General features: G+C 46.4%; 12 protein-coding genes. 8 read left to right on the forward strand and 4 right to left on the reverse strand.

Annotation, left to right across the window (positions count from 1 at the left end; translation table 11 throughout):
• Positions 1–124: 124 nt before the first annotated feature.
• Entirely contained in the window at positions 125–1,354 is a 1,230-nt protein-coding gene (locus HMPREF2955_RS10230) for a site-specific integrase (RefSeq protein WP_070723281.1), read from the reverse strand.
• A 42-nt stretch (positions 1,355–1,396) separates the two neighbouring features.
• On the opposite strand from HMPREF2955_RS10230, the gene HMPREF2955_RS16295 reads away from it, so the two are divergent.
• From HMPREF2955_RS16295 to HMPREF2955_RS10255, 7 genes are all read left to right on the forward strand, one after another.
• Positions 1,397–1,567 (forward strand): hypothetical protein, encoded by a 171-nt coding sequence (locus HMPREF2955_RS16295; protein ID WP_168166887.1) that lies wholly within the window; start codon positions 1,397–1,399, stop codon positions 1,565–1,567.
• A 1,354-nt stretch (positions 1,568–2,921) separates the two neighbouring features.
• Entirely contained in the window at positions 2,922–6,347 is a 3,426-nt protein-coding gene (locus tag HMPREF2955_RS10235) for a SusC/RagA family TonB-linked outer membrane protein (protein WP_083317698.1), read from the forward strand.
• 104 nt (positions 6,348–6,451) lie between these two features.
• Positions 6,452–8,272, forward strand: coding sequence for a SusD/RagB family nutrient-binding outer membrane lipoprotein (locus HMPREF2955_RS10240; protein ID WP_070723282.1), 1,821 nt, complete (start codon positions 6,452–6,454; stop codon positions 8,270–8,272).
• A gap of 177 nt (positions 8,273–8,449) precedes the next feature.
• Entirely contained in the window at positions 8,450–11,506 is a 3,057-nt protein-coding gene (locus HMPREF2955_RS10245) for a GEVED domain-containing protein (protein WP_070723284.1), read from the forward strand.
• A 137-nt stretch (positions 11,507–11,643) separates the two neighbouring features.
• Positions 11,644–14,661 carry an endo-beta-N-acetylglucosaminidase gene (locus HMPREF2955_RS10250; protein WP_070723286.1) on the forward strand — a complete coding sequence of 1,006 codons (3,018 nt, stop codon included), beginning with the start codon at positions 11,644–11,646 and terminating at the stop codon, positions 14,659–14,661.
• Between the two features lie 891 nt (positions 14,662–15,552).
• Positions 15,553–15,726 carry a hypothetical protein gene (locus tag HMPREF2955_RS16300; protein ID WP_168166888.1) on the forward strand — a complete coding sequence of 58 codons (174 nt, stop codon included), beginning with the start codon at positions 15,553–15,555 and terminating at the stop codon, positions 15,724–15,726.
• 303 nt (positions 15,727–16,029) lie between these two features.
• Positions 16,030–17,598 (forward strand): hypothetical protein, encoded by a 1,569-nt coding sequence (locus tag HMPREF2955_RS10255; RefSeq protein WP_070723288.1) that lies wholly within the window; start codon positions 16,030–16,032, stop codon positions 17,596–17,598.
• Between the two features lie 440 nt (positions 17,599–18,038).
• Here HMPREF2955_RS10255 and HMPREF2955_RS10260 read toward each other — a convergent pair whose 3' ends face one another.
• Positions 18,039–20,102 (reverse strand): protein-disulfide reductase DsbD family protein, encoded by a 2,064-nt coding sequence (locus HMPREF2955_RS10260; RefSeq protein WP_070723289.1) that lies wholly within the window; start codon positions 20,100–20,102, stop codon positions 18,039–18,041.
• A gap of 178 nt (positions 20,103–20,280) precedes the next feature.
• Positions 20,281–21,570 carry an L-cysteine desulfidase family protein gene (locus HMPREF2955_RS10265; RefSeq protein ID WP_070723291.1) on the reverse strand — a complete coding sequence of 430 codons (1,290 nt, stop codon included), beginning with the start codon at positions 21,568–21,570 and terminating at the stop codon, positions 20,281–20,283.
• A gap of 578 nt (positions 21,571–22,148) precedes the next feature.
• Between HMPREF2955_RS10265 and HMPREF2955_RS10275 the strand changes: the two genes are divergently transcribed.
• A complete protein-coding gene (locus HMPREF2955_RS10275) occupies positions 22,149–23,465 on the forward strand; it encodes a Fic family protein (RefSeq protein WP_070723294.1) in 1,317 nt (438 codons plus the stop codon).
• 508 nt (positions 23,466–23,973) lie between these two features.
• Here the strand turns inward: HMPREF2955_RS10275 and HMPREF2955_RS16305 are convergent.
• Positions 23,974–24,120: a hypothetical protein gene (locus HMPREF2955_RS16305; protein WP_168166889.1), complete on the reverse strand. Its 147-nt coding sequence runs from the start codon at positions 24,118–24,120 to the stop codon at positions 23,974–23,976.
• Positions 24,121–24,220 lie beyond the last annotated feature (100 nt).

A 24,220-nucleotide genomic window follows, 5' to 3' on the forward strand; every position in this document is an offset into this window, starting at 1 on the left:
ACAATTAGTTAGATATTTACTGAATATCCCTAATATAGAACAGTATCTTGAATGTACTTCTCATTGTCTTGATGGTTTTGTATGTATATTTTTATTGAAAATGCTGTTGAATGAAAGCAATTAGTCAAATCACCAACTGCATATCTTCTGTGAAAGAAAGGAAGCGAGCGAACTCCGCAAAGAGCTTTTGGGGTGTTACCTTTGCGTAGCGTTCGGTCATACTTACATTGGTATGCCCGAGCATCTTACTCACCGTTTCAATCGGTACGCCCTGTTCTAAGGTAATAAGGGTAGCAAAGGTGTGCCTTGCTGTATGCGTGGTAAAGAGAAACGGGATACCTGCACGTAGCCGTAGGGCTTTCAGGCAGGTCTGATAGTTCTTGTACTTGACATAGGGGAGCAATGTTTCCCTTTCATCGCTGTGAAACTTTTTTATCAACCTGATGGCTTCGGGAAGCAATTTGATGCGGCATAGTACCCCTGTCTTCTGACGATTGAACTTCAGCCATAAATTTCCCTCGTCATCACGGACAAGATAAGATTTGCTTAGTTCCATCAAATCGCAATACGCAGCACCTGTATAACAGGCAAAAAGGAAAATATCCCTTGCCGTTTCCATTTCCTCCTCCAAATCATCAAAGCGGAGAGCCTTTAACTTCTCCAAGGCTTTCCTATCGAGTGCTTTCGGGGCTTTCTTATCTCCTCTTTCTATATGGGCTTTATCAAATAGTAGCGTATCGGCTATTCCCTCGCGATAAGCCAACCTGCAAACCGTTTTCAAATGTGATGCCACCGCGAAGAAAGAACTTTCTTGGAAACCGCATACTCCCAAGTAGTATTGGCGAAACTCATAGATAAAGTTCTCTGTCAATTGTGAGAAAGCCAAATCCGAAGCCTTGTATCTCTTCTGAATGAACTCCTGCAAGCGGTTTCTCGTAGAATGATAACTTGACAGGGACTCTTTCTTGATGTCCACACCGATATGGCTTTCTTTCTCCTTGATGAGCATATCCAACCTTTCTATGAGCATACAGCGAGTCTGCACGCTCCCTTGGAACAGCTCTTTCACATCGGTTACGTCAAACGAACCGCCTTTGGAAAGCAAGGATTGATAAGCCGACTGAACAGACAACAGCAAGCTTTCCAACCTACCGTTTATCTCCACCGCCTCACGACTCTTTCCGTCCACTCTGCTCTCACGTGGATTCCACAACTCAGGATTGCAGGAGAGTTTACAACTGAACTGCACAACATTCCTTCCAAGTGTGATACGTCCCATAATCGGAGCCTTGCCCGATTTATCCAGACCGCTCTTTTTAAGGTAGAGCAACACCTTCATTTTCTCTGTTCTCATACGCTTTAATTTTTATGAGCAAAGACAGTGCAAGCGAGATCCATGAGAGTTTACTCTCAAATGGACAAGCACCGCCTGTCTTATGCAAAGTTACCCGAATTAAAGCGTTCCTCACTTACGCAGAAAACTGCCGACCGAAGCAACAGCCACACGAACGAAAATAATTCAGTTACCGAATACTGCACCATCGTTACCTACATCAAAATAGGGTAACACTCTGGTAACTGAACTTCTGCCTAAATCTGCATATTTCTGCCCTTTACAAACAGAGCAGTATTATGCCAATTCGTGCATTTCCTCATCATTATCAGTTAGTTTACATCAGCTTCGATATTTCTTCATTTTCATTGATTAGTTACAAGGTGTTTTGGTGCAAAACACAAGGTGAAATGGTGCTAAATGCAAGGCAAAAAGGTGCTAAATGCAAGGCAAAAAGCATAAACATCCACAGCAATTGTATAAATAAAACCTTTTAGGGACATTAAAAACATGGCCGAAAAGGGCAAAATAGTGGTTAAAAAGTTGGATTTTAAGGGCTAAAAGCGTGTAATTGGGCTTAAAAAATTATGAGCATTCAACCAATCTAGAAAGGCTAAATGGTACAAAATGCAGGTTTTACTCTTAAAAACAGACAAAACAAAAGGAGTGAAAAGCAAGAAATAGGGGCGATTTGCCTACTTTATGGCTTATATTTTCGCTAGAACAGAGCGAAATTTAGAACGATATTGTAAAATAAAAGATAATAATTTAAGTTTTCAAGTTGGTGAGTTGGAGAACTAGTGAGTTGGAGATTTCTCGATTTTTTTGAGTAGACGTGCTGGTGTTTTTTGAGTTGATAAGTTGGTGTTTTTTTGAGTTGATAAGTTGGTGTCTTTTTGATTTTTTGAGTTGATGAGTTGATAAGTTGATGAGTTGGTAGGTTGATTTGTCCTGTACTTCGTGTGTGAGAAGGGTGTTTATCTTGTGTTGGCATCTCGCCATGACAATGAAGTCATCTAGACTTTCGTGTGTGAGAAGAGCGTTTATCTTATGTTGGCATCACAGAGAAAATAAACACCTCCTGTTTATAGAAACATTAAAAGTCAAGACAATTTCTATAACTGTCCCAACAAGCTTACTAAACCTACGCTCACTAACTTGTCAACCCGTCTACCTGTTAACAAGTTGGCAGCTTTGCATCGCAATTACTTTTATGGTGAATCGCCCAACAGTTTACGGCCCTTTGCCTTTTCCTTGCGTTGGAAAGGCAATCGGGCTTACAGCGCATCTTTTCCTGTTGCCATCTTCGTTTCCTCTCGCGTGCGCGCGTACCATATATAATATTTAGTCGTTCAACTTTTAAGTGTCTTCGTTTCATACATTTTGTGTCTTATACCATCATCAGCATTATTCCATCCCCTATTAACAATATAACGAGCATTTTATCGCCAAACAAAATAAATTAATTTATTTTCTACATATTGCTAAGTAATATTCGTTCGTTAGTTGTATTTTTATTGTAAGGCGTATTAAAATGCGCAGTCGATTTTTAAAGTTATAACTACTTTATAATAATATTACTACACGTATGAAAAGAACAAATGCACAGACAGAGGGCTTGCTGTTGAAGGCACTTCTGGCATTGTCTATGACCGCAGTTCCTAGCGTGGGCGTGCTGGCTGGTGTTAAAGCCAACGCAACGCAAAACCCACTGCTTAAAGCAACTGCTACAACTCAAAACTCTGCCTTGCAACGCGTGCAGGCCAACACGCGAACCATTACGGGCGTTGTAAAAGACGCACAAGGCGAACCGCTCATCGGTGTGAGCGTTCAGGTGAAGGGTGCTGGCAAGGGTGCCATAACCAACATCGACGGCCAATACACCCTGACAACTAACGAGAGCAACCCCACGCTGGTGTTTAGCTATGTGGGCTACACCGCGCAGGAATTGGCAGCCGGCAGTCGCTCGCAAGTAGACGTAACGCTCAAAGAAGACAGCAAGGTGCTGGGCGAAGTGGTTGTTACGGCTATGGGTATTATGCGAAAGCAAGAGTCGCTTACCTATGCCACCCAGAAAGTGAAGGCAGAAGACTTGATGAAAGTGCAAGACCCCAACGTGGCGAATACCCTTGAAGGTAAAGTCGCCGGCGTTACCATTACGCCGAGTGCAGGTGGTGCGGGTGGTGCATCTAAGATTATTCTACGCGGTAACAAGTCGATTACCGGTAACAACTCACCGCTAATTGTGGTCGATGGTATTCCCTTGACTAACGAAACTCGTGGCAAGATAACCAATGGAGATGATTTGGGATATGCAGGTTCGTCGGAAGGTTCGGACCCGCTTTCCATGATTAACCCAGACGACATCGAGTCTATGAACGTTCTTAAAGGGGCAAACGCGGCCGCACTTTATGGCTCGCGCGCTGCCAATGGCGTTATTATGATTACCACCAAATCGGGTCGCGAGGGTAAAGTGGACATCAACTTTACGTCTAATGTTACGTTCGACACGCCATTGCTTACCCCCAAGTTGCAGAACACTTATGGTGCTGCGCTTACCGATGGTTCGGTGGTAAACGGAACACAAACCTATATGCTGTCGCCTTCAAGTTGGGGCGGTAAACTTTCAGACCAAACGAACCTGCTCCCCTCTGTACAGCTAGGCGACCAGTATCCCCAAGGGGCACTTAACCAAGTGCATCTCCGTAAGAATGCGGTAAACGATATAGACAACTTCTTCCGTACAGGTGTTACGACCAACAACTCCGTATCAGTTTCGGGCGGTACGGAAAAGTCGAGAACCTACATATCATTGGGAAACAGCCACTCCAACGGTATGATAAAGAACAACTCGTATAATCGTAACAGTATAACTTTGCGACAGAGCTTTAAGCTTTTCGACCGTTTGAAGTTGGAAGGCTCTGTTAACTACGTTGAGACCATCACCCGGAATCGACCTGGTGGGGGAACGATAGGTAATCCCATCTATCATGCGTACATGATGCCCCGCAACATAGACATGGACTATTATGCCCAAAACTATTCTAAACGTGGTACGTGGCTTTCTAATCCTTTGTCGTATTATGAACCGAAGGAATTCACTGTGCTGGATCAAAATGGTAATCAAAAGAAAGAGACCCACTATGTTTATACGCAAGGTAAGCGTGTTCCGCTAAGCAGCGAGATGCAAGATTGGGCCTATCTTTCGAACGGCAACAACAACCCTTACTGGCTGGTGAACAAAAACCGCAACCGACAAGACGAAAACCGACTGTTTACAACGCTTTCTGCAACCATCGATATATATAAGGGGCTTTCGTTCCAAGCGCGTTTTAACTACACCAAGACTCACTTTACCAAAGATGCTCGGCAGTATGCCACAACCTTTTTGCCGTCTAGCATGAACAGCTTTGGCAGCTATTGGAGTGAAGATTTCAAGACAACCGAAATGTACACCGACTATTTGTTGAGTTACAACACAAACGTGAAAGATTTCAGCGTTTCAGCAACTGCAGGTTGGGTTGGGCATACAATTAAGAACACATATAAGCGCACCGCTGTTGGTAACGCCACTTTCGTAGACCCCTTACGCCGCATTTTACCATCGGCCGTGAATGTGTTCGAAACCAGCGCAGGCGATGTGGGTGCTACAACAACGACTAAGAGCTCTAACTGGGACAAGGCCATGCTCTTCACTGCCCAAGTGGGATGGCAAGATAAGGTGTTTGTTGATGGTTCGTATCGTTTGGATGCCTATCGTCCCTACCGACAATTTAAACTGAGAGGCATTATCGATTCGGAATGGCAAGGCTACTTCGGCGTGGGCGCCAATGCAATCGTCAGTTCGTTGGTTAAGCTTCCTGCGTGGATAGACTACTTGAAGTACCGCGTGTCTTATTCGGACGTAGGTAACTCTATTCCCAATAACAGTTATTTCGATGTCAGTCGCAACTATCTAACGGGAACAGCAACGGTGAACAAATATTCGGACTTTGTGCCGAAAGTGGAGACGTTGGGCTCTTTCGAAACGGGTGTGGAGATGTTGTTCTTTAAGAACCGCTTGAGTTTCGACCTAACCTTGTATGATAGCCGCTTGCGCAACATGTATATGGAGTCGGCCAATATCTCCGCCAAAACGAACGCGGGGAACACGGGTAAAGTACGCAACCGCGGATTTGAGACAACAATTGGTTATGACTTTAAGTTTGGTAAAGACCTTCGTTGGAGAACTTCTTACAACCTATCGTTCAACGACAACAAGATACTTGAAACAGCCTACGACAACCAGGGCAAGCAGAAAGAAATAAAGAACGAGATTGCAGGTGTGTATGTAGTATACAAACCAGGTGGTTCGCTGGGCGACATGTACGTAGACGATTTTAAGCGTGATGCAAATGGACACATCAAACTGACACGGAACGGTGCGCCAAGGTTCGACAAGTCGGGCAATAGCCGCAAATATGTTGGCAACATGAACTCTAAGTGGCAGATGGGATGGAGCAACACTTTTAATTACAAAGACTTTACGCTCTCTATGCTTATCAATGGCCGTCTGGGAGGCAAGGTTATCTCACTTACAGAGGCTTACCTTGACCTTTATGGACTGTCTGAGCGTTCGGGTAAGGCACGTCAGGATGCCGAGGCAAACGGTATTGTTGCCGCAAACTATGGCAATGTGCCTGGTATCCCCCTGCCCGATGGCAGCGGAAGAATTGTGCCTATCGACACCTATTATAAAACCTTGGGAGGCTCTTCCAACCCCAACAGCTACATATATAGTGCAACCAACTTCCGTCTTCGCGAGCTGTCGCTGGGCTATACGTTCAGAAACCTCATGGGACAAAACAAGAACCTTTCGGTTTCGTTCATCGCACGCAACCTGTTCTTCCTTTACAAGAAAAGTCCCGCAGACCCAGACGTGTCGCTTTCTACGGGTAATGGCTTAGGAGGTTTCGAATTGTTCAACACGCCCTCGTCGCGTTCGTATGGTTTGTCGATGAAGTTGAACTTGTAAGCAGCCATACTTTCAAGAATATAACTAAAGAAAATGTTTCCCGAACTCCCTTTTTTCGGGCAGAGCTAATAAAGGGGAGAGGGAGTGTTAATAACAACAAAATTATGAACAGATATAGCAAATGGTTTGTAGGTGTTATGGCCCTGTTGAGCCTAACCTTACAATCGTGTCTGGATTTCGATACCACAGGCGACGAATTCAGCGCAACGCAAAAGAATACCAACAAGGTGAGCCGCCGAGGAAAGGTTGACTCCTTGAACTATCGGACTAAGTTTACGGCCGAGGATGTGAAACGCGTAGCCAACAAAATGTCTGATGTTATTGCGGCGGGACTCAGTGCCCAGTATGCAATGCGCGGTGGTAAGGAAGGTAAAAAGCCTGTTACACACGCCTATCAATATCAATATGGATTGGGTGCCGACTTGTATGCGCAGTATGGCGTTATACCACATACTAATTTCCCCTACTCAAAGGTTACTATTACCTCTGCCTATAACATCTCCGACAGGTTTTATGGTGGTGCGATGGGGTCTTTCAATGAGGTTTCAACGCAGATGGTGCCGTTGCTTAATCACGAGTCTATCGACACTATTCCTGAGTTAAAGGCCATTTATCTGCTGTTGTACAACTATTCGGCGGTTGAGGTGGCAAATGTCTATGGCCCATTCCCCTATCAAGATATCAAAACGAACGCCCAGACGGCCCCCTTTGAATATCAAAGCCTGGAAACGATATACAATAAGGCGGTGGACAATATAGACAGCATTGTGGCTTGTTTAAACTACTATGAAACCAAGCCCGAGGAATATAAGGAAGCCTTGCGCGACATTCTGAAACAGAATATGCATGTTACTGGCGACATCAAAACGGGTTTCGAAAGCCTCAACACTTTTGTGCGTTTTGCCAATTCGCTGAAACTACGCATGGCCATGCATATTGTTAAAGTTAACCCAACGTTGGCAAAGCGATGGGCAGAAGAAGCCGTTAAAGCGGGAGTGATAGAAGAATACTCGCAAGAGGTATGTATCAACACGGCCGCCGAGGGTATAACTCATCCCTTGCTTGAGGCTAGCCAAAGCTGGCACGACACGCGAATAACAGCCTCATGGGTGTCGATATTGAAAAGCCTTAACCATCCTTACCTTAAGTATCTCTTCCTAAAGAACGATGGCGACATTGTCAATGCAAAAACGAAGGAAGTGACACCAGCTAATACAGACATTATTGGTATCCGCTCAGGAGTAACGCCTGGCGAAGGTCAGGATTACGCCGGCAATCAGTTTATCGCTTTCAGTGCCATCAATCCTGCGGCAGGGCATAGCATGCCTCTGTACTTGATGAAACTCTCTGAGGTTTGTTTCCTTAGAGCTGAAGGTGCGCTCAGAGGATGGAGCATGGGCGGAACGGCCAAAGAATTCTACGAGAAGGGTATTCTCGCCGGTAACTGTGAGGACCGCGAACAATTCTATACTGATGCCAATAACCAGAACCCTTACGATGCAGGTATGGCCGAATACATGCAACAAGAGAGTGCCACACCTTATACATATAAGGACCCTACTGGTGAGAGCGACCCCATTGAAAGCTTAACTAAGATTGGGGTTAAGTGGAACGAAGACGACAGCAAGGAGGTGAAACTCGAAAAGATTATCACCCAGAAGTATATCGCAGGCTATCCTGAGAGCTTTGAAGCCTGGGTGGACTTGCGCCGCACGGGTTATCCGCGTTTGTTCGATGTGCTCCAGGCTGATGAGGCCGACGGAAGTCTTAATGATGGTGACATTATCCGTCGTTTGCCGTTCCCCGGTCGTACCGATCCCGCTACGCAAGCAGACATTAAGGCTACGGGGCTTGGTGCACTAGGCGGGCCTGATTTTGTAGGAACAAGGCTTTGGTGGGACGTAAAAGGAGCCCCGAACTTTTAATTTAAAGCAATAAACTATGGGAACGGCTGCGCCGCCCTTATTAGGCCACAAGGCACGGCCGCTCCCTTAGCTTAACAATCCTATCTTAAAACGCATTTTAGTTTGGCATAAACTTAGCCATTACAATGTGATTAACTCTAAATGTCTTATTATTTAACAACATAAAACTAAGCAAGAATGAAGAGAAAAGTTACTCTTAGCGCACTGGCGTTGGCCGGTATGCTGTCTGCGGCTCCCTTTACGGTTAAGGCGCAGGGTGGAAACACCGCACCAACTGCCTCTAAGGTGGTTTACGACTTTCAGCATTTCAACGACATCAAGATGTTGGAATTGTTCGAAAAGGCCGTTAAGGCAGGAAAGCGTTATCCGTCGTACGAGGAGCTTAAGGCGGCTGGTTTGGCCGACGAGATTGAGTTTGTGCGTTCGCACGTACGCAAACGTTCTATTCTCCCCAGAACTGACCGTCTTATAACAAACACTTTCGAAACCCGTGAGTTGTTTATGAACATCCCAGCTGGTGCAGGGAGAACCGTTGGAGGCTATCCCTCTTCCGAGTTTGCATCAGACAACTTCTCTATGTGGAACTACACCAACCTCTTTGGCGCATGGAACCACGGCTTGTTCCAGGCTCCAGGTTCATGGGCGGACGCTGCACATAAGAACGGAACCGACATAATGAGCGGTATAAAGTTCTTCGATACCACTGGCAATCCTGGCGGTGTGGATGCTAGTGGATGGCTGCCTATCCTTAAGGCAAAGAATCCAGATGGTACATTTAAGTATGCAAGACCTATGATTTACATGTTGCAGTACTTAGGTCTCGATGGTATCAACTATAATTGGGAAGCGGGTAACTATGGCGATCGCGAGGTAATCGCGTTTCACCAAAATCTGTATGAGATTGCAAAGAAGGAGGGTTTCAACAATTTCCATATTGCAATTTACACCTCTAACAGTTCTTTGACAGACAGCAACGTAGAAGCTCTTTTTGGTAAGAACAATAAAAAGACGGCAGATGTGATGCTTAACTATGCCTCCAGCGATTTTTCGTATGGCATGAGTAATTCCGTGAATACGGCTAAAAGGGCACTTGGGACAGCCGATGGTGTTTATGCTGGCGTATGGATTGTTTCGATGAACCGCTCGTGGTCGCGTCTTTCTAGCGCTCGTGAGTGTGGCGTTTGCCTTTGGGGTGAACATGCACAAAGCCGTTTTTGGAGCTACAATGCCGGTGGCGATGCTGATGAGATGATGGTTAACTACCAAAAGTTGCTTGAACGTGGTTTCTCGGGTGGTAACCGTAACCCGCTCTCTCGCCCTGCTGTGAAAGACGGAGGACACAACTGGGAAGAGTCTAATGGAGTTCAGCCCCTTTCTACTTTCCCAGGCATGGCAACGTGGATTCCCGAAAGAACAACCATCACTGGCAACCTTCCTTTTAGCACACACTTCAACATGGGCGCAGGTTCGCAATACCATTATAAAGGAAAGAAAACTGCTGGCTCTTGGTATAATATGAGTAACCAAGACATCGTGCCAACCTATAGGTGGTTGGTGTTGGAGGCCAATAGTGATAAGGCTAGCGACAAGATAAACCCTGAAATTACCTATAAAGACGCATATATGGGTGGATCGTGTCTCTTGCTTAGTGGTACTGGGAATGCCAATGCTACCGACCTAGTGCTTTATAAAACCGACATTGCTGGTTCTACCGGTGCTGTCAACGCAAACGTTGCTATCAAGAGTGGTAAGGAAGTTGCTGCCGATTCGAAACTTTTCCTTATCGTACACCTAAAGAACAACAACGAATGGAAGGAATTTGCTATCGGTGGAACGAAGGGAAAAACGTGGGAAGAAAAGAAGATACCTTTGGACGGAATAACCTCGGGAACGGTAATTGACAAGGTTGGAGTACGTGTTAAGAACAGCGACGCCAATTATAAGATGATGGTTGGCAAGCTAGAGCTTGTAGATGGATTTACCGTTGCTCCTGCAAAAATAGAGAAGATGACAGTGCAGGTGAAAGAAGAAACAAAGTCTTCGCTTTCTGTCAAGGCAACATGGAATGTTGACATGCCTGCAACCGAGTCGGGCATGATTTACAATGACGATGCCAACATCGACCATTTCGAAATTCTGCTTAAAGACGGCACTAACGGACGTGTATCTGAAGTGGCTCGTACTAGCCAGTGGGCTGCATACGTGGGCAATATCGATTTGAAGAACTTTACGAACAATCCTTTCATTGGTGTTCGCGCCGTATCGAAAGACCTTAAGAGCTATTCGCCTGTTGTATGGACAGAAGTGACCCGAGCAAATGCCGAACAACTGCCTGAGTTGGTTCTTAACCCATACACTAATCCTGAGTTAGACCTGGATGCAGATGGTTATAAGAATGCCCAAGCCATTCGTTATGTAGAGATTTTTAGGACTAAGGGTGGCTCTACCAACATCAATTACCAAGCCAATGGTCCTACTGGTGGGACAAACTTTGTAGATGTTACTTCTGATCCTAACCAAGTTCTTACCATTGGACAGGGGGAAACGGTTACATTGGAGTTCAAAGGATTTGAAGCAAAGCAAAAGTACAAGGATGGAAAACCCAATTCCAATGGTGGATACGACGATCTTCGCTATTGCTTTGGCCGTGGATGGATTGACCTGAACGGCGACCATCGTTTCGACCCACGCGAGCTTACCGTTAATCCCAAGGAAGGAGAGCAACTCTTCACGATTGGTGAATTGCGCAAGGGCGTACCCGACCAAGTACAGAAAATCGTTACTAAGACCTTTACAATTCCAGCAGACGCACGTACGGGCGACACCCGCATGCGTATCGTATTCTCTGATGCTTGGTTCAAGGGAGCATTGAAACCTACGGGTAAGTTCAACAAAGGTTTCGCCATCGACTTCCGTGTAAAGATTACCGGTAACAACAAACAACGTCCTGTTCCCGCCGACACACGCGACCAAGGTTTGGCCGACGAACCCGCAGGACTTTCCACCACAGGTGTTAGCAATGCGGCCGTAGCTCCTTCGCAATTGCAGCAAGAAGGCAACAGCCTTAACTTTGCCAATGTGGAGAAGGCATGGATATTTGCAGCCGATGGTTCGTTGGTTGCTGCCCTTAACAATCCTGCCAACTACAACTTGTCTTCGTTGGCATCGGGTGTTTACCTCGTGAAGATGCAAAACAAGAATATCATTCGCACGCAGAAGATTACTGTAAAGTAAGCACGTGGCGTTTGGTTTTCTTTAAACCCTAACTCAAAGGGGGAAAGCCTTCTCGGCTTTCCCCCTTTTTTATTCTCCTTTGGCACGCTAACTGCAATGTATGCACACTAATAACATTTAAAAACATTGTATATTCAATGAAACGAAACCATGTTTTAACATCGTTGGCTTTCGCCGCGCTTTTGACGTCGGCACCCGTTAGTGGGCTTGCCCAACAACAGTCAGAAACAGCGTCGACAGACATTTACGATTTCTCCAAGTTTGATGAAAAACTTTTGCTCGACCTTTTTGTGAAAGCCGAGGAGGAGGGACGTAAATATCCCACCGTGGAAGAGTTGAAAAAGGCTGGCATTTACGAAGAGCTGCAATTTGTGCGGTCGCATGTGGCCAAGCGAAAGCTTATTGATAATGCCGACCGCCTTATACCCAGCACTTACGCCGACCGCGAACTGTTTCTTAACCTGCCTATGGCTGTGGGTAAAGGCATTGGCGGTTACCCTTCGAAGAATTTTGCCAGCGACAATTTTTCACTTTGGAATTACACCAACCTATGGGGATCGTGGAACCATTCTTTGTTTCAAGCCCCTGGTGCTTGGGCCGATGCCGCCCATAAGAATGGCACAGACATCCTTAGTGGAATGAAATTCTTCGACAGTAAAAGCGGAAATCCACGCGCATGGATTGCGCTATTGAGCCAAAAGAAAGCCGACCAAACCTACAAATACGCCCAACCTCTGATTAACTTATTGCGCTATTTGGGCATGGATGGCATTAACTACAACTGGGAGGCAATGGGCTACAGCAATGCAGATGTGGTGAACTTCCATCGCGAGCTATATGCAATAGCCCAAAAGGAAGGTTTCGACAACTTTCACATTATGATTTACACCACCAATTCAACCTTAGGCAGTTGGGACGCCCCTGCGCTTTTTGGCTCTAATGGCAAGCGCACGGCCGAATTGATGCTTAACTATTCGGGCTCGGGCTTTACTTATAACATGCGTCAGTCGGTGATGATGGCCGAGTCGGTGATGAAAACCAGCAAGGGCCTTTATGCCGGGGGCTGGCTGGTTGGTATGGATAAGAACTGGAGCCACTTGTCGAGCGACGAAGTTACCAAACGTTGCGGCATTGCCCTTTGGGGCGAACACGACCAAAGTCGTTTCTGGTCGTATAACTCCGGGAAAGGCCCACACGACCTGATGAACAATTACCAAATGCTGCTTGAACGCGCCTTCTCGGGTGGTTATCGCAATCCTGCCAAGCGTCCTGCCGTGGCCGACCAAGGCAATAACCTACGTTGGAGCGGTTCAACACCGCCGTTGTCTACCTTTGCAGGTCTGGCCACGTGGATTCCAGAGCGTTCGGCCATTGGCGGAAATCTACCGTTTGCCACCTACTTCAACCTTGGTAATGGCGAACGTTATTGCTATAAGGGGAAAAAGACGGGCGGAGCTTGGTACAACATGGCCAATCAAGACATTGTGCCTACGTATAGATGGTTGGTTTACGATGGTGGCTCTACAAACGTAAGCACCGCAGTACAGCCTGAGTTTACCAATTCCGACGCTTATATGGGCGGTTCGTGCCTAATGCTTACAGGTAAGGAAACGGCCGCACAGACAGATGTTGTGCTTTACAAAACCGATATACAGGGCACTAAAGGGAATATTTATGCTAATGTTGCCATAAAGAACGGTAAAGGTGCAGTGTCGCCTTCTAATCTCTACTTGCTTGTGCGCGTTAAGGGCAACCCTGCGTGGAAAGAGTTTGCCGTAGGGGATGTTACCTCTAAACAATGGGAAGAGAAACGCATCCCCCTTGCGGGCATTAATTCGGGCGACGTAATAGATCGCATTGGCTTACGCGTGAAGAATAGTGACGCTAATTATAAAATGTATGTGGGCAAACTGCTCCTTGCCGACGACTTTAAGGCTGAACCAAGCCCAATAGAAGGCCTTACCATTCAAGTTAAAGAAGAAACGAAGAAAAGTTTATCGGTGAAGGCTGCATGGAATATTGCAGGTGAAGACGGACAACGTGTGCTGACCAATGCAGACGCCAACATCGACCATTTTGAATTGTTGTATAAGAACGGTAGAAAAGGTAAGGTTAGCGAGATTGCCCGTACAACGCAATGGGCAACGTTCGTTGGCGACATCGAGTTGCCTAACGTTGCCGACGAACCCTTCGTTGGAGTAAGGGCGGTTAGCACCGACTTGAAAACCTATTCGCCCATTGTTTGGCAGCCTATTACAAGAGCAAAGCAGGAATTGCTGCCCGACTTGACTGAAGAAGATTATGGCACAGTTGAATTGGATATGGCAGCAGACGGGGCAGCAACAGCACAGAGAGTGCGCTACCTTACCGTGGTTAAAACAGAAGGTGGTCTGCAAAACATCGAATACACTGCCAACAACCCTGTTGGAGGGAAAAACTATGTAGATGCAACCCATCTGGTTTGGAGAGTGAAACAAGGTCAGACCGTAACAATAAAGTTTAAAGGATACGAGGCCACCGAGTATGCCGATAACACCAAGGACGACCTGCGCTATTGTTTGGGTAAAGGTTGGTTAGACCTTAATGGCGACCATGTTTTCAACGGCGACCTTCTGGCCGACAATCCCAATGAAGGCGAATGTTTGTTCAATGTGGGTAAGTATAAGAGTTCAACGATATATAACGTACAGGCATTGCAAGAAAAAACGTTCACCATACCCAAGGATGCTCGCGTGGGTAGAAGCCGTTTGCGCATTGTTTTCTCCGACGCTTGGTTTGAAGGGGCATTGCAGCCTGTGGGTAAGTTTAACAAAGGCTTTGCCATCGATCTCGGCGTAATGATAGAGGGTACTAATGCCTCGCGCTCGGACAAGTCGGGTAATTGGGATGAGGGACAGGCCGAACAGCCCGAAGGACTTGATATAACCAATAGCATTACCAATGCCGCAGCAGAAGTTTCCACCTTGCAGATAGACGGTCAACGCATGGTATTTGGCCATGTTGAACAGACATGGATATTTGCAGTAGATGGTACTTTGGTTAACACCTTGCATAAGCCAAGTTCGTTCGACGTCAGTATGCTACACAAGGGAGTTTATCTTGTGAAGATGAAGAACAAGAACATTGTTCGTGTAGAGAAAGTAACGATTAAGTAGGCTTACTGCTCCACGTATAAGCATCGTGTAGTTTTTGCTTTCACCCTGTTGTCTTCTGTATGGAAACGACAGGGTGATTTCTTTTCTGATAATGGCTTGCCTTATATGTTTATGAATTCTTGAGTTTGTAAGCCGATGAGTTGATGTACTTGGGAGTCGTTGGGTTTTCGTGAGATTATAAGCCAGTGAGTTGATTTGCTAGGCACTTCGTACATGAAAGGAGTGCTTATCTTGTATTGGCATCACAAAGATAATAAACTCCTCCCAACATATAGAAACATTAAAAGTCAAGACAGTTTTTTCATCTATTTACAAGAGGATGCGGATGTAACGCTTGATTATTCTAGGCGTAGCACAAATCATGAACAACATCCGCATTGTAAGTAGCTAACAATAGCTTACAGTATTGGCATGGCTGTCGACAGCATCTTTTAGACCAGTTAAGGATGGCGTGTTTGGTTAATGGAGAATTATCAATCAATTGAGGAATATCAATTAAACAAGCGCGCGAATAAGAAAAGAGTGCCATTTCTTGTATGTTTTACCCTTTTCTCATAACTTTGCACCACAGTTTAACATAATTTAGCGGAGAGTTGTGAATCTAATTAGGGCATTCTCTTACAATGAGCAAGTGCGTAGACAGAGTGTGGAACATGTCTGTTCTTTCACTAATAACGTCTCATATTCATTTTAAATCAGATGTGTTGTTGGCGCACAAGCAGCGCGATGTAAATCATCTCGGATGATTTTTTAGAACATATGCAAAGGATAACTTTGCGTGCCCCCTATTAAAGTAAGTTTTTACAACGAGCCCATTGTTCATTTTCCACCGCCTTCTCTGTAAGCTGGCGAAAGATGAGACAGGTAATTAATCATTAGAATAAGCCGATTATGAAACAAGAAGTATTTAGGAAACAAGCGTATCTATGCCCAAGAGTTGAGATTGTAGGTGTAGAAATGGAGAACCTGATGCAACAAGCAAGCGGGAACCATAAACCTATCGGACAAGGAGGAAACTATGGCGACGCTAAGCAAGGACTCTTCATGGACGAAGACGAAGAATAGGCAACGCCCTTCGGAGCATTATTACAAGATTGAACGAAAGGAAGTATAAGTACACCTAGGCTTTGGGTACATTAAACTTCAAAACCATTGGCCTTTTGGGGTGCATGCGCCTTTCGAGTGCGTTTTTTTACTTGCTTTTAAGGCTATGAGTGACGAGAACGGCAGGCATGCTAGCTCGTCAACTCATTATCAAGCCTGTAATTAGGCGAGCTTTCACGCTCGTTAACCCTTGTATGGCTAAGAAGATGTCTGCGTTAACTCGATTTCTTCTCGCCATTCTACCAAACAGTATAACAATAGCAAATGAAATACAGACATTTACTACATGCTGCATTGCTGTTAACAGTAACAGCTTTCGCAAGCTGCGCCAACGAAGACGTGGCGCAAGATGAGAATAAACAGGGCCAAAACGCCACAAACGCACCTGTGGTGACGTTTACAAGCGAGCGTAACATGGCTCAAGTAAGTCCTACTTCGCGCACCACAATTAAGCACGCCCTAGGACAAGGAGCAACTCCCTATTGGTCGACAGGCGATAAAATCTGGGTAAAAGACACTAACGGTGGCTTTAAACAGAGCAATGATGGTACGTTTAATTCTGCCATGACAGATGGTGTGTTCCCTGTTTCGGGAACATTTGCTAACGGTTGTACCGTGCATTACACCGGTTCTAATGGTACTTCCGGCGACAAGGTGACAATTGCCGCTAAACAAAATCAAACAACCGCCAACGATTTTAGTCATGCCGGGGCATCGGGCGACTGCGGTGTTGCTACGGCATCAGGCAATGGCAATTCTTTTAAGTTTAAGCTAAACCACAAGGCAAGCTATCTCTGTTTCTTGCCCCGTACAACAAATGCTTTCGTAAAACGAAGTAAACTTACTAGCATCGAGGTGGTGGCCGAAAGCGACATTGCAGGAACGTTCGACTTCTCTAACGGTTCGTTGAGTGCCCAACCCGTGGCAAATGGCTCAAAGAAAATAACACTTGTAACAGGCAATGGTTTCGATCTCACCAACGAAAACACAAGCCTCGCCACCAATGGCTCCTATGTGGTTATCCCTCCCGGAACGCATCACCTCACTGTTCGTTACTGGCTCGAGAACAAAGTGGACAATCCAGAAGGTAGAATCGTAGGAACTGTAACCAAATATATAGATATTACCTGCGAAGCTGGTAAGATATACGACATTACAGCCAACCTTAACCCTGCGGACGTGTCGGGTGAGTACTTCATGTGGGACGCAAAGAAACATTATTGGTATAAAAGGGAAGGCAGCCAACCAAAGATTAGCGGCGCATCAACCACAAACTTCCCCCAAAGTCAAGCAGACTCTCCTGAAAGTTGGTATAATTCGCCTGCGAACGGCACTAATTGGGCTGCAAACAGCGCAAACCAAAGCGCCTCTGTGAACCAAGTAATATGGTATGTACAAAAAGGTGCCCCGCATTGGGATGCTGCTGAACTATGGACCTTGTTCGGACATCTTTATAAGGGCGGAATGTGGTTGAAGAAACAAGATGTTATCGCACGAGAGAACCATACAACTACTCAGAATATGTACGCAAGTTACAATGGTATTGATTATCGTCAGTCCACAAGCACATTCCCAGACTATTCTTTCAATAACAACAATATAGTTAAAGAACGTCCTACCAAGTCAGAGATATCTGATTACTTCTATCTCCCAGCCAAAGGTTTCTATCTAGGTGGAAAGATGCAATTCATCACTTACCTTGGATATTACTGGTCGGCCACTTGTCTGAAAGCTGATGCGCAACGTGCATTCAGCTTAACGTTCAACCCAAGTTCAATCTCTCTTGGAAGCAACTTCCGTTTCAGCGGCTTTGCCGTAGACCTGAAATGGTAATGGGAAGAAGGTTATTCGATAAGGTATTTCTATAATGAATGTCGATATTCTTTGTGGAATTGCCCGTTAAAGAGACACATCACTAAAAGAACATATACAAAGCATTGTCGCCTACCTCTGAGTGAGGTAGGCGACAATCTTTTTTCCCCAGGATTGCCCGTAATGCTTGTCCACTTCGTGTTAGTGTACGCTCGGATATACGGCAATCTCTGTTGCAGAACGGCTCTAATGGCAAGGCGAACTTCAAGCCTTCCCTCGTGCTGAAGTATATATATAAGGAGTGGCGCGGGCAAATAAGGCCTGATTGTGGGCTGGAAACAACGGTTAACTTGGACGTAAGCCGTGAAGTTGGCTATAAATGCGATAGGGAGAACGATTTAGTTGTCGTTCTCCCTATCGGTATTAAAGCCGCAACGTGCCGGTTTTGCGCCCGCAACAGCCTATTTCTTCTTAAAGTTATCTAGTCCTTGGTTCAGGAAGTCCATGTAATGCGCGATGTCCTCGTCGTAACTATACGACCTAGCCAGCGGTTTTCCTGCGTTGTCGATAGCCACATAGAAGGGCTGAGCGTTAGCCCCGAACTTGCTACGTTGCAGATAACTCCACTTGTCGCCAATGGTGCGAAGGGTTCGTTTCTGTCCATTCTCAGTTACTTCGATAGGTTCGGGCAGCGGTTTCTTATCGTCTACATAGAGCGAAATCAACACATACTCCTTCGTAAGCTTGTCTGCCACCTGCGGATCTGTCCACACAGCAGCCTCCATCTTACGGCAGTTTACGCAGCCAAAGCCCGTAAAGTCGATAAGTACCGGCTTGCCTTGGGCGGCAGCGGCGGCCATTCCTTCCTCGTAACTGTCGTATTGCGCGCGAACCTCGTTGTGATATAGGTTAAAGTCCTGCGTGTTCATAGGTGGCGCAAAGGCACTAACAGCCTTGCAAGGAGCACCCCAAAGGCCTGGTATCATGTAGACGGCGAAAGCGAACGACACCAATCCGAGCATCACACAAGGTACAGGCATGGCATCCGAACTGCCTTGGTCGCTGGCGAATTTCAAACGTCCGATGAGGTAAAGGCCAAGCATGAAGAAAAGTGCAATCCATATCGAAAGGAACACTTCGCGGTCTAGCAAGTGCCATCCATAAGCTAAGTCGGCCACCGAGAAGAACTTCAAAGCGAAGGCCAACTCGATAAAGCCCAGCACAACCTTGATGATGTTCATCCAACTACCCGACTTCGGTGCTTTTTTCAGCCATGTAGGGAAGAGGGCGAACAACGTAAAAGGCAGGGCCAAAGCCACGGCAAAGCCTAGCATTCCGATGCCAGGACCCATGATGCTGCCCGATGTAGACACCTGAACGAGCAAGAAACCAATGATGGGACCCGTGCAAGAGAACGACACCAGCGAAAGGGTGAAGGCCATGAGGAAGATGCTGAGCACGCCACTTGTAGACGATGCCTTGCTGTCTACGGCGTTACCCCACTTGTCGGGCAGGCGTATTTCGAACCATCCGAAGAACGAAAGGGCGAAAATAACAAGCAACAAGCAGAAGAATATGTTGAAAACAGCGTTTGTCGACAACGAGTTAAGAGCCGAAGGGCCGAAGGCGGCAGTGACGGCCAAGCCCAATGCCACGTAGATCACGATGATGCTCACGCCATAAGTGAGGGCATCGCGAATGCCCTTTGCCTTATTTTGTGAGCGTTTGAGAAAAAAACTTACCGTCATGGGGATAATGGGCCACACGCAAGGGGTGAAAAGTGCGAGCAAACCGCCGATGAAACCCATGGCAAAGATGTACAGCATAGAGTTGTCTTGTTTGCCTTGGTCGCCGTTATAAGCCTGCAATTCGGCCACAACGGGTGCCCAAAGTCCGCCTTGCTCCACGTTGTTTCCGCCCCCGTTAACGGCAGCAGCGGCTGTTTTGGCGGTATCGGTCGTTGCATTATTAGCGTTGGCGGCAGCCAGAGCAGCCAGCGAGTCGGCCTTTTCTTTGGTCAGTTGTGCAGGCGTTTTGGTTTCTTTCGCCTCGGGAGCGTTGGCCGGACCATTGCCCTTAAAGTCGAATTCCACCTGTGTAGGCGGCAAGCAGTTTTGGTCGTTGCATGCTCCGTATTCCAGATAGCCTTTTATGCGATAGGTTTTTCCGGTGATTTTGTATTTCTGCACAAAGGTAACCGTGTTTTCAAAGTAGCGCAACTTCATTTCAAAAAGCTTGTCGTAGTTGCTAATCTCCTTGCCTTTGGCTTGCAGTTTACCTGCTGCTTGTGCACCTTCTGCCTTCTCTGTGGTAATGGTTGCCGAAATCGGGCCACCACTAGGCAGGCCTGTTGAGTAGACGTGCCAGCCGTTATCAATCTTTGCAGTGAAGATAACGTCCACCTCGGTGGGCGAATTTTGTTTCTGCTGTACGCTTACATGTACGGGGTTTTGCATCTGTGCCGATGCCCCCAACGCGAAGACGGCAAGTAAAGCCGTCAGTAAGGTCAATCTAATTTTCTTCATATTTGGTGGGGTTTGGGGTTTGTTGTTATTTTAGTTGACCAGTTAACGAGTTTACTGGTAAACCAGTTGACCAGTTGATGGGTTAACAAGTCTATGGACTGGAAGACGAGGGGTTAAGCCGCTAAGGGTCTTCCTACACCTACTGTTTTCCTCGCCCAATGGGTTTATTATTTTTTAGTTAACACGATTTATGCGTCATAATGTTCAGCACATACTTATCTGTTTCGTCCATTCCTCGGCTCCCGATGGCAGCCAAGTTTCGTATCGAGCGGTCCACATCGTCGTCGATAATGCCCTCAACAGATGTTACATACTTATGTTGAATGGCCAACATCGCGCTCAGCACGGCCGTACTAACGCCCGACGAGAGTTTCAATGCACACGAAGGCTTTGCACCATCGCATATCATACCCGTTAGGTTGGCAATCATATTCTTTACCGAATAGCATATCTGCTCGAACGTTCCGCCCATCAGGTAGGTTATTCCGCAGCTACTTCCCGTGCTGGCCACCACGCATCCACACAGAGCCGACAGCGTGCCAAGGTGCTGTTTGATGTAGATGGCCGTCAGATTGCTGATAATTAGTGCCCTGATAAGTTCCTCTTCGGTATTGTGGTTCTCGCGTGCGAACGTCGTTACAGGCACCGTTGTGCAAATGCCTTGGTTGCCGCTGCCGCTGTTGCTCATCACAGGAACCATCGCTCCGGCCATACGTGCATCGCATGCGCCCCCAGTTGCCGAGAGAATATGCGCAAACACGCTGTCGCCCAGCACGCCACGACCTAGCGGACTGCACATCGTTTTACCCAATTGGTGGCCGTAATTGTCCTCCAATCCGCAGCGCGAGGCATTCTCGTTCAGCGTTTTGGCTTCAAGGATAAAGCGCAAGTCGTCCAAAGCCGTCTCTGTTGCAAACTCGTACACCTTTCGCATCGACAGTTCCACGCCTGTTTTGGCCACCGTTTCTGCGCTACATGCGGCCTTGTCTAGCAACACCTTGTCGTTCTTGCGCAGGTAAACAAAGTTGGTGTGCGACCCCTTGATGCGTGCCTCGGCCACTTCGTCGCCGCACGTGCAGGTAATGTTGATAAAGAGTTTGTCTTCGTCTTCCTCCTCCAACTTGATGTCGATGCAATTCGCGGCAATCAGTTTCTTACCTTGCTTAACGCTCTCGGGCGTACAACCTTTAAGCACTTCCAGTTGTTTTTCGCTGTCGCCGATAAGTACGCCCAAGGCGATGGCGATAGGCAAGCCAATCATCCCCGTGCCAGGGATACCCACGCCCATAGCGTTTTTAAGTACGTTGGCACTCAGTCGCACGTCAATTCTTTCGGGCGTTTGTGCCAAAAGTTCCTTAGCCTTCGCCGCGCATAGTGCAACAGCGATAGGCTCAGTGCATCCAATGGCAGGCACCACCTGCCGATGTATAAGCTCAAGAATGGCTTTCCTGTCGTTTTCTGATAGCATGGTAAGTTTGTCGGTTGTTTTGTTTACGGTGTTGTAGAATAATTTGATGCTTTTATTTAGCCGTGTGCTAGTTGCCCGCGGCCAGCGATTTGTTTGCCATGCCCTCCTTCATTTTGTGCAAAATCTATGCCTAAACACACCACTCGCACAAGAGGAACACTAACGCATGCAAAGTTAGTAGAATTTACTTAAAACAATCAACCAACCGAATATTTTTTTTATAGAAATGCAAAAGCAAGCCCTAAAAGGGCTGTTTTTTAACATTTCAACATGTTTTAGCCCACATCTCGCGGCTTTTTTAACGGGCGAATACAGTCTAATGTTTTTCCACTTACCAGCCCTTTCGTACCATCAAGTTTGCCACGCAGGCAAAAACTTGCCCCACACCCCACCGCTTGCCTATATAATACCCACCATTTGCCTATATAATAAAGGTGTACCCTTTCTGCCCAATCGCCCCTTCGTTGTACCCAACTATTGCCTTTTTGTTCATCCACAAACGTTCCATTTCTTTCCAATTCTTGCAATATTGGAAAGAATTGCATAACTTTGTGATGACGTTTAAAGGCAAATAGACTATGGGCAAAATAGAATTATCACCGCAGGCGAGCCTCAAAGACTGTGTAAATGCTTTGCTCGAAATGCAAGACGAAAGCCTTATCGCCCTTGTTGAGAAGATAAACGAGGAGTACGAATATTGGGACATGGTGAAGTATAAGCCGCTGCCCAAGGGCTGTACGCCCCAAAAGCTGTGGCTCTGCACCAAGGCATCGCGCCTGCGAAACAAGCTGTGCGTATGGCCCAGCTATGCCATTTCGCTAAGTCTTACAAGCCACATGCAACGTATATGCCACGAGTTCGATATGAATTTTGGCGGTACGTGGATGGCCGACGACAAGCTGCCGCCCGAAACAAACGAACGTTATTTGGTGAGTTCGCTCATGGAAGAGGCCATCTCGTCAAGTCAGATGGAGGGTGCCAACACCACGCGCCGTGTGGCAAAAGAAATGCTACGCAAGCAAACAAAGCCCAAAGATAAGGCGCAACAGATGATAGCCAACAACTATCAAACCATACAATTCATTGTGCAGAGCAAGGACAAGCCGCTTACCCCGGAGCTTTTGCAACATGTGCACAGGCTGATGACGGAGAAAACGTTGAGCAACGATGAGTACGCGGGCAGGTTTAGAACCAACGATGAGGTGGTAGTGGCAGATGGCATAACGCACGAAGTGGTGCATCGGCCGCCAACTCACAAGGATATAGAACCCTTCGTTGCCCACTTATGTAGCTTTTTCAACGACGAAGAGCAGTCTGTTTTCATCCACCCGCTGATAAGGGGCATTATCATTCATTTCATGTTGGCCTACGTTCACCCCTTTGTCGATGGCAATGGGCGCACGGCACGTGCCCTGTTTTATTGGTACTTGCTGAGGCGTGGCTATTGGCTAACGCAATATTTGTCTATTTCGCGCGTGATAGCACGCTCAAAAACGGCCTACGAAAAGGCCTTCCTTTACACCGAGGCCGATGAAAACGATATGGGCTACTTCGTTGCTTACAACATGCGTGTGTTGCAACAAGCGTTCCGCGAGTTGCAAACCTACATCAAGCGAAAGCAGAAAGAGCACCTTGCCGCCAATACTTACCTGCGACTGGGCGACATCAACGAACGGCAGGCGCAAATAATACAGCTGCTTGTAGATAACCCCAAGGCGGTGCTTACCATTAAAGAGTTGCAAAATAGGTTCTTGGTTACGCCTACAACCGCTAAAACCGACATCATGGCCCTTGTTAATCGTGGGCTTGTCAGCGAGTTTGCGTTTAACAAAGTGAAAAAGGGATATGTGCGAAGTGAGGGTTTCGAAGAGGTGATAAAACAGCTAAATGCTTGACATTCCCTGTTCTACGCTGCTGGCCGTTATGCACTAATGCCTGTGGCAGCATGTGTTTCGCAATGCGCAAAGTGCTTGTTTCCCAATCAAAAAGTGCTTATTCCCCCATCAAAAAAGGCTAAACCCAACAGCCTTTCGGTCATCAATAAACGCTCCAATCCTTTCCAATTCTCTCCAAATTGGAAAGTATTGGAACGTTTTTGTGGCGGAGTTACCGCGCGTCTATCCCCATATTTGCGGTGCAAAACACAGCACATTGTTGGGGTTTGCCCATGCTTGATGGCAAAGACAGCTAAGTCCTAAAAGTTTGAATGTCTGAAACAAATGCCCTTTTCCCATCATTTATACTTCATTTAAAATGAAAAACCTTGCCAACTTGCCAAACCCAAAAGTTAAATGCGGTACGGTTATTTTACAAAACACGCCCTAACCGCCAGTCCATTCTAGCAAAAATAAAGTCCATTTAGTAGGCAATTAGCCGCTATTTACAGCCTTATAGGTTTCCGTTTTAGTCTGTTTTTAAGAAAACCACCTGCATTTTGCACCATTTTAGCTTTCTAGATGGTTGCCCACTCGCCATTTTTTCGTGCCCAAAAACCTGCTTTTTGCCACTAAAAAGCCACCAAACAATGGTTATTTTGCCCTTTTCAGCCATGATTTTAATGCCTCGAAAGGATTATATTTATGCCATTTACGGCGTATCTTTATGCTTTTTACCTCTCATTTTGCACCAAAACACCTTGCGTTTAGCATCA

The organism is Prevotella sp. HMSC073D09 (assembly GCF_001814145.1).
GTDB lineage: Bacteria > Bacteroidota > Bacteroidia > Bacteroidales > Bacteroidaceae > Prevotella > Prevotella conceptionensis.

Excerpts from the sequence above, each read along its gene's own strand:
- HMPREF2955_RS10230 (WP_070723281.1), bottom strand. The coding sequence starts at position 1,354 with ATGAGAACAGAGAAAATGAAGGTGTTGCTCTACCTTAAAAAGAGCGGT.
- HMPREF2955_RS16295 (WP_168166887.1), top strand. The coding sequence starts at position 1,397 with ATGAGAGTTTACTCTCAAATGGACAAGCACCGCCTGTCTTATGCAAAG.
- HMPREF2955_RS10235 (WP_083317698.1), top strand. The coding sequence starts at position 2,922 with ATGAAAAGAACAAATGCACAGACAGAGGGCTTGCTGTTGAAGGCACTT.
- HMPREF2955_RS10240 (WP_070723282.1), top strand. The coding sequence starts at position 6,452 with ATGAACAGATATAGCAAATGGTTTGTAGGTGTTATGGCCCTGTTGAGC.
- HMPREF2955_RS10245 (WP_070723284.1), top strand. The coding sequence starts at position 8,450 with ATGAAGAGAAAAGTTACTCTTAGCGCACTGGCGTTGGCCGGTATGCTG.
- HMPREF2955_RS10250 (WP_070723286.1), top strand. The coding sequence starts at position 11,644 with ATGAAACGAAACCATGTTTTAACATCGTTGGCTTTCGCCGCGCTTTTG.
- HMPREF2955_RS16300 (WP_168166888.1), top strand. The coding sequence starts at position 15,553 with ATGAAACAAGAAGTATTTAGGAAACAAGCGTATCTATGCCCAAGAGTT.
- HMPREF2955_RS10255 (WP_070723288.1), top strand. The coding sequence starts at position 16,030 with ATGAAATACAGACATTTACTACATGCTGCATTGCTGTTAACAGTAACA.
- HMPREF2955_RS10260 (WP_070723289.1), bottom strand. The coding sequence starts at position 20,102 with ATGAAGAAAATTAGATTGACCTTACTGACGGCTTTACTTGCCGTCTTC.
- HMPREF2955_RS10265 (WP_070723291.1), bottom strand. The coding sequence starts at position 21,570 with ATGCTATCAGAAAACGACAGGAAAGCCATTCTTGAGCTTATACATCGG.
- HMPREF2955_RS10275 (WP_070723294.1), top strand. The coding sequence starts at position 22,149 with ATGGGCAAAATAGAATTATCACCGCAGGCGAGCCTCAAAGACTGTGTA.
- HMPREF2955_RS16305 (WP_168166889.1), bottom strand. The coding sequence starts at position 24,120 with ATGGCTGAAAAGGGCAAAATAACCATTGTTTGGTGGCTTTTTAGTGGC.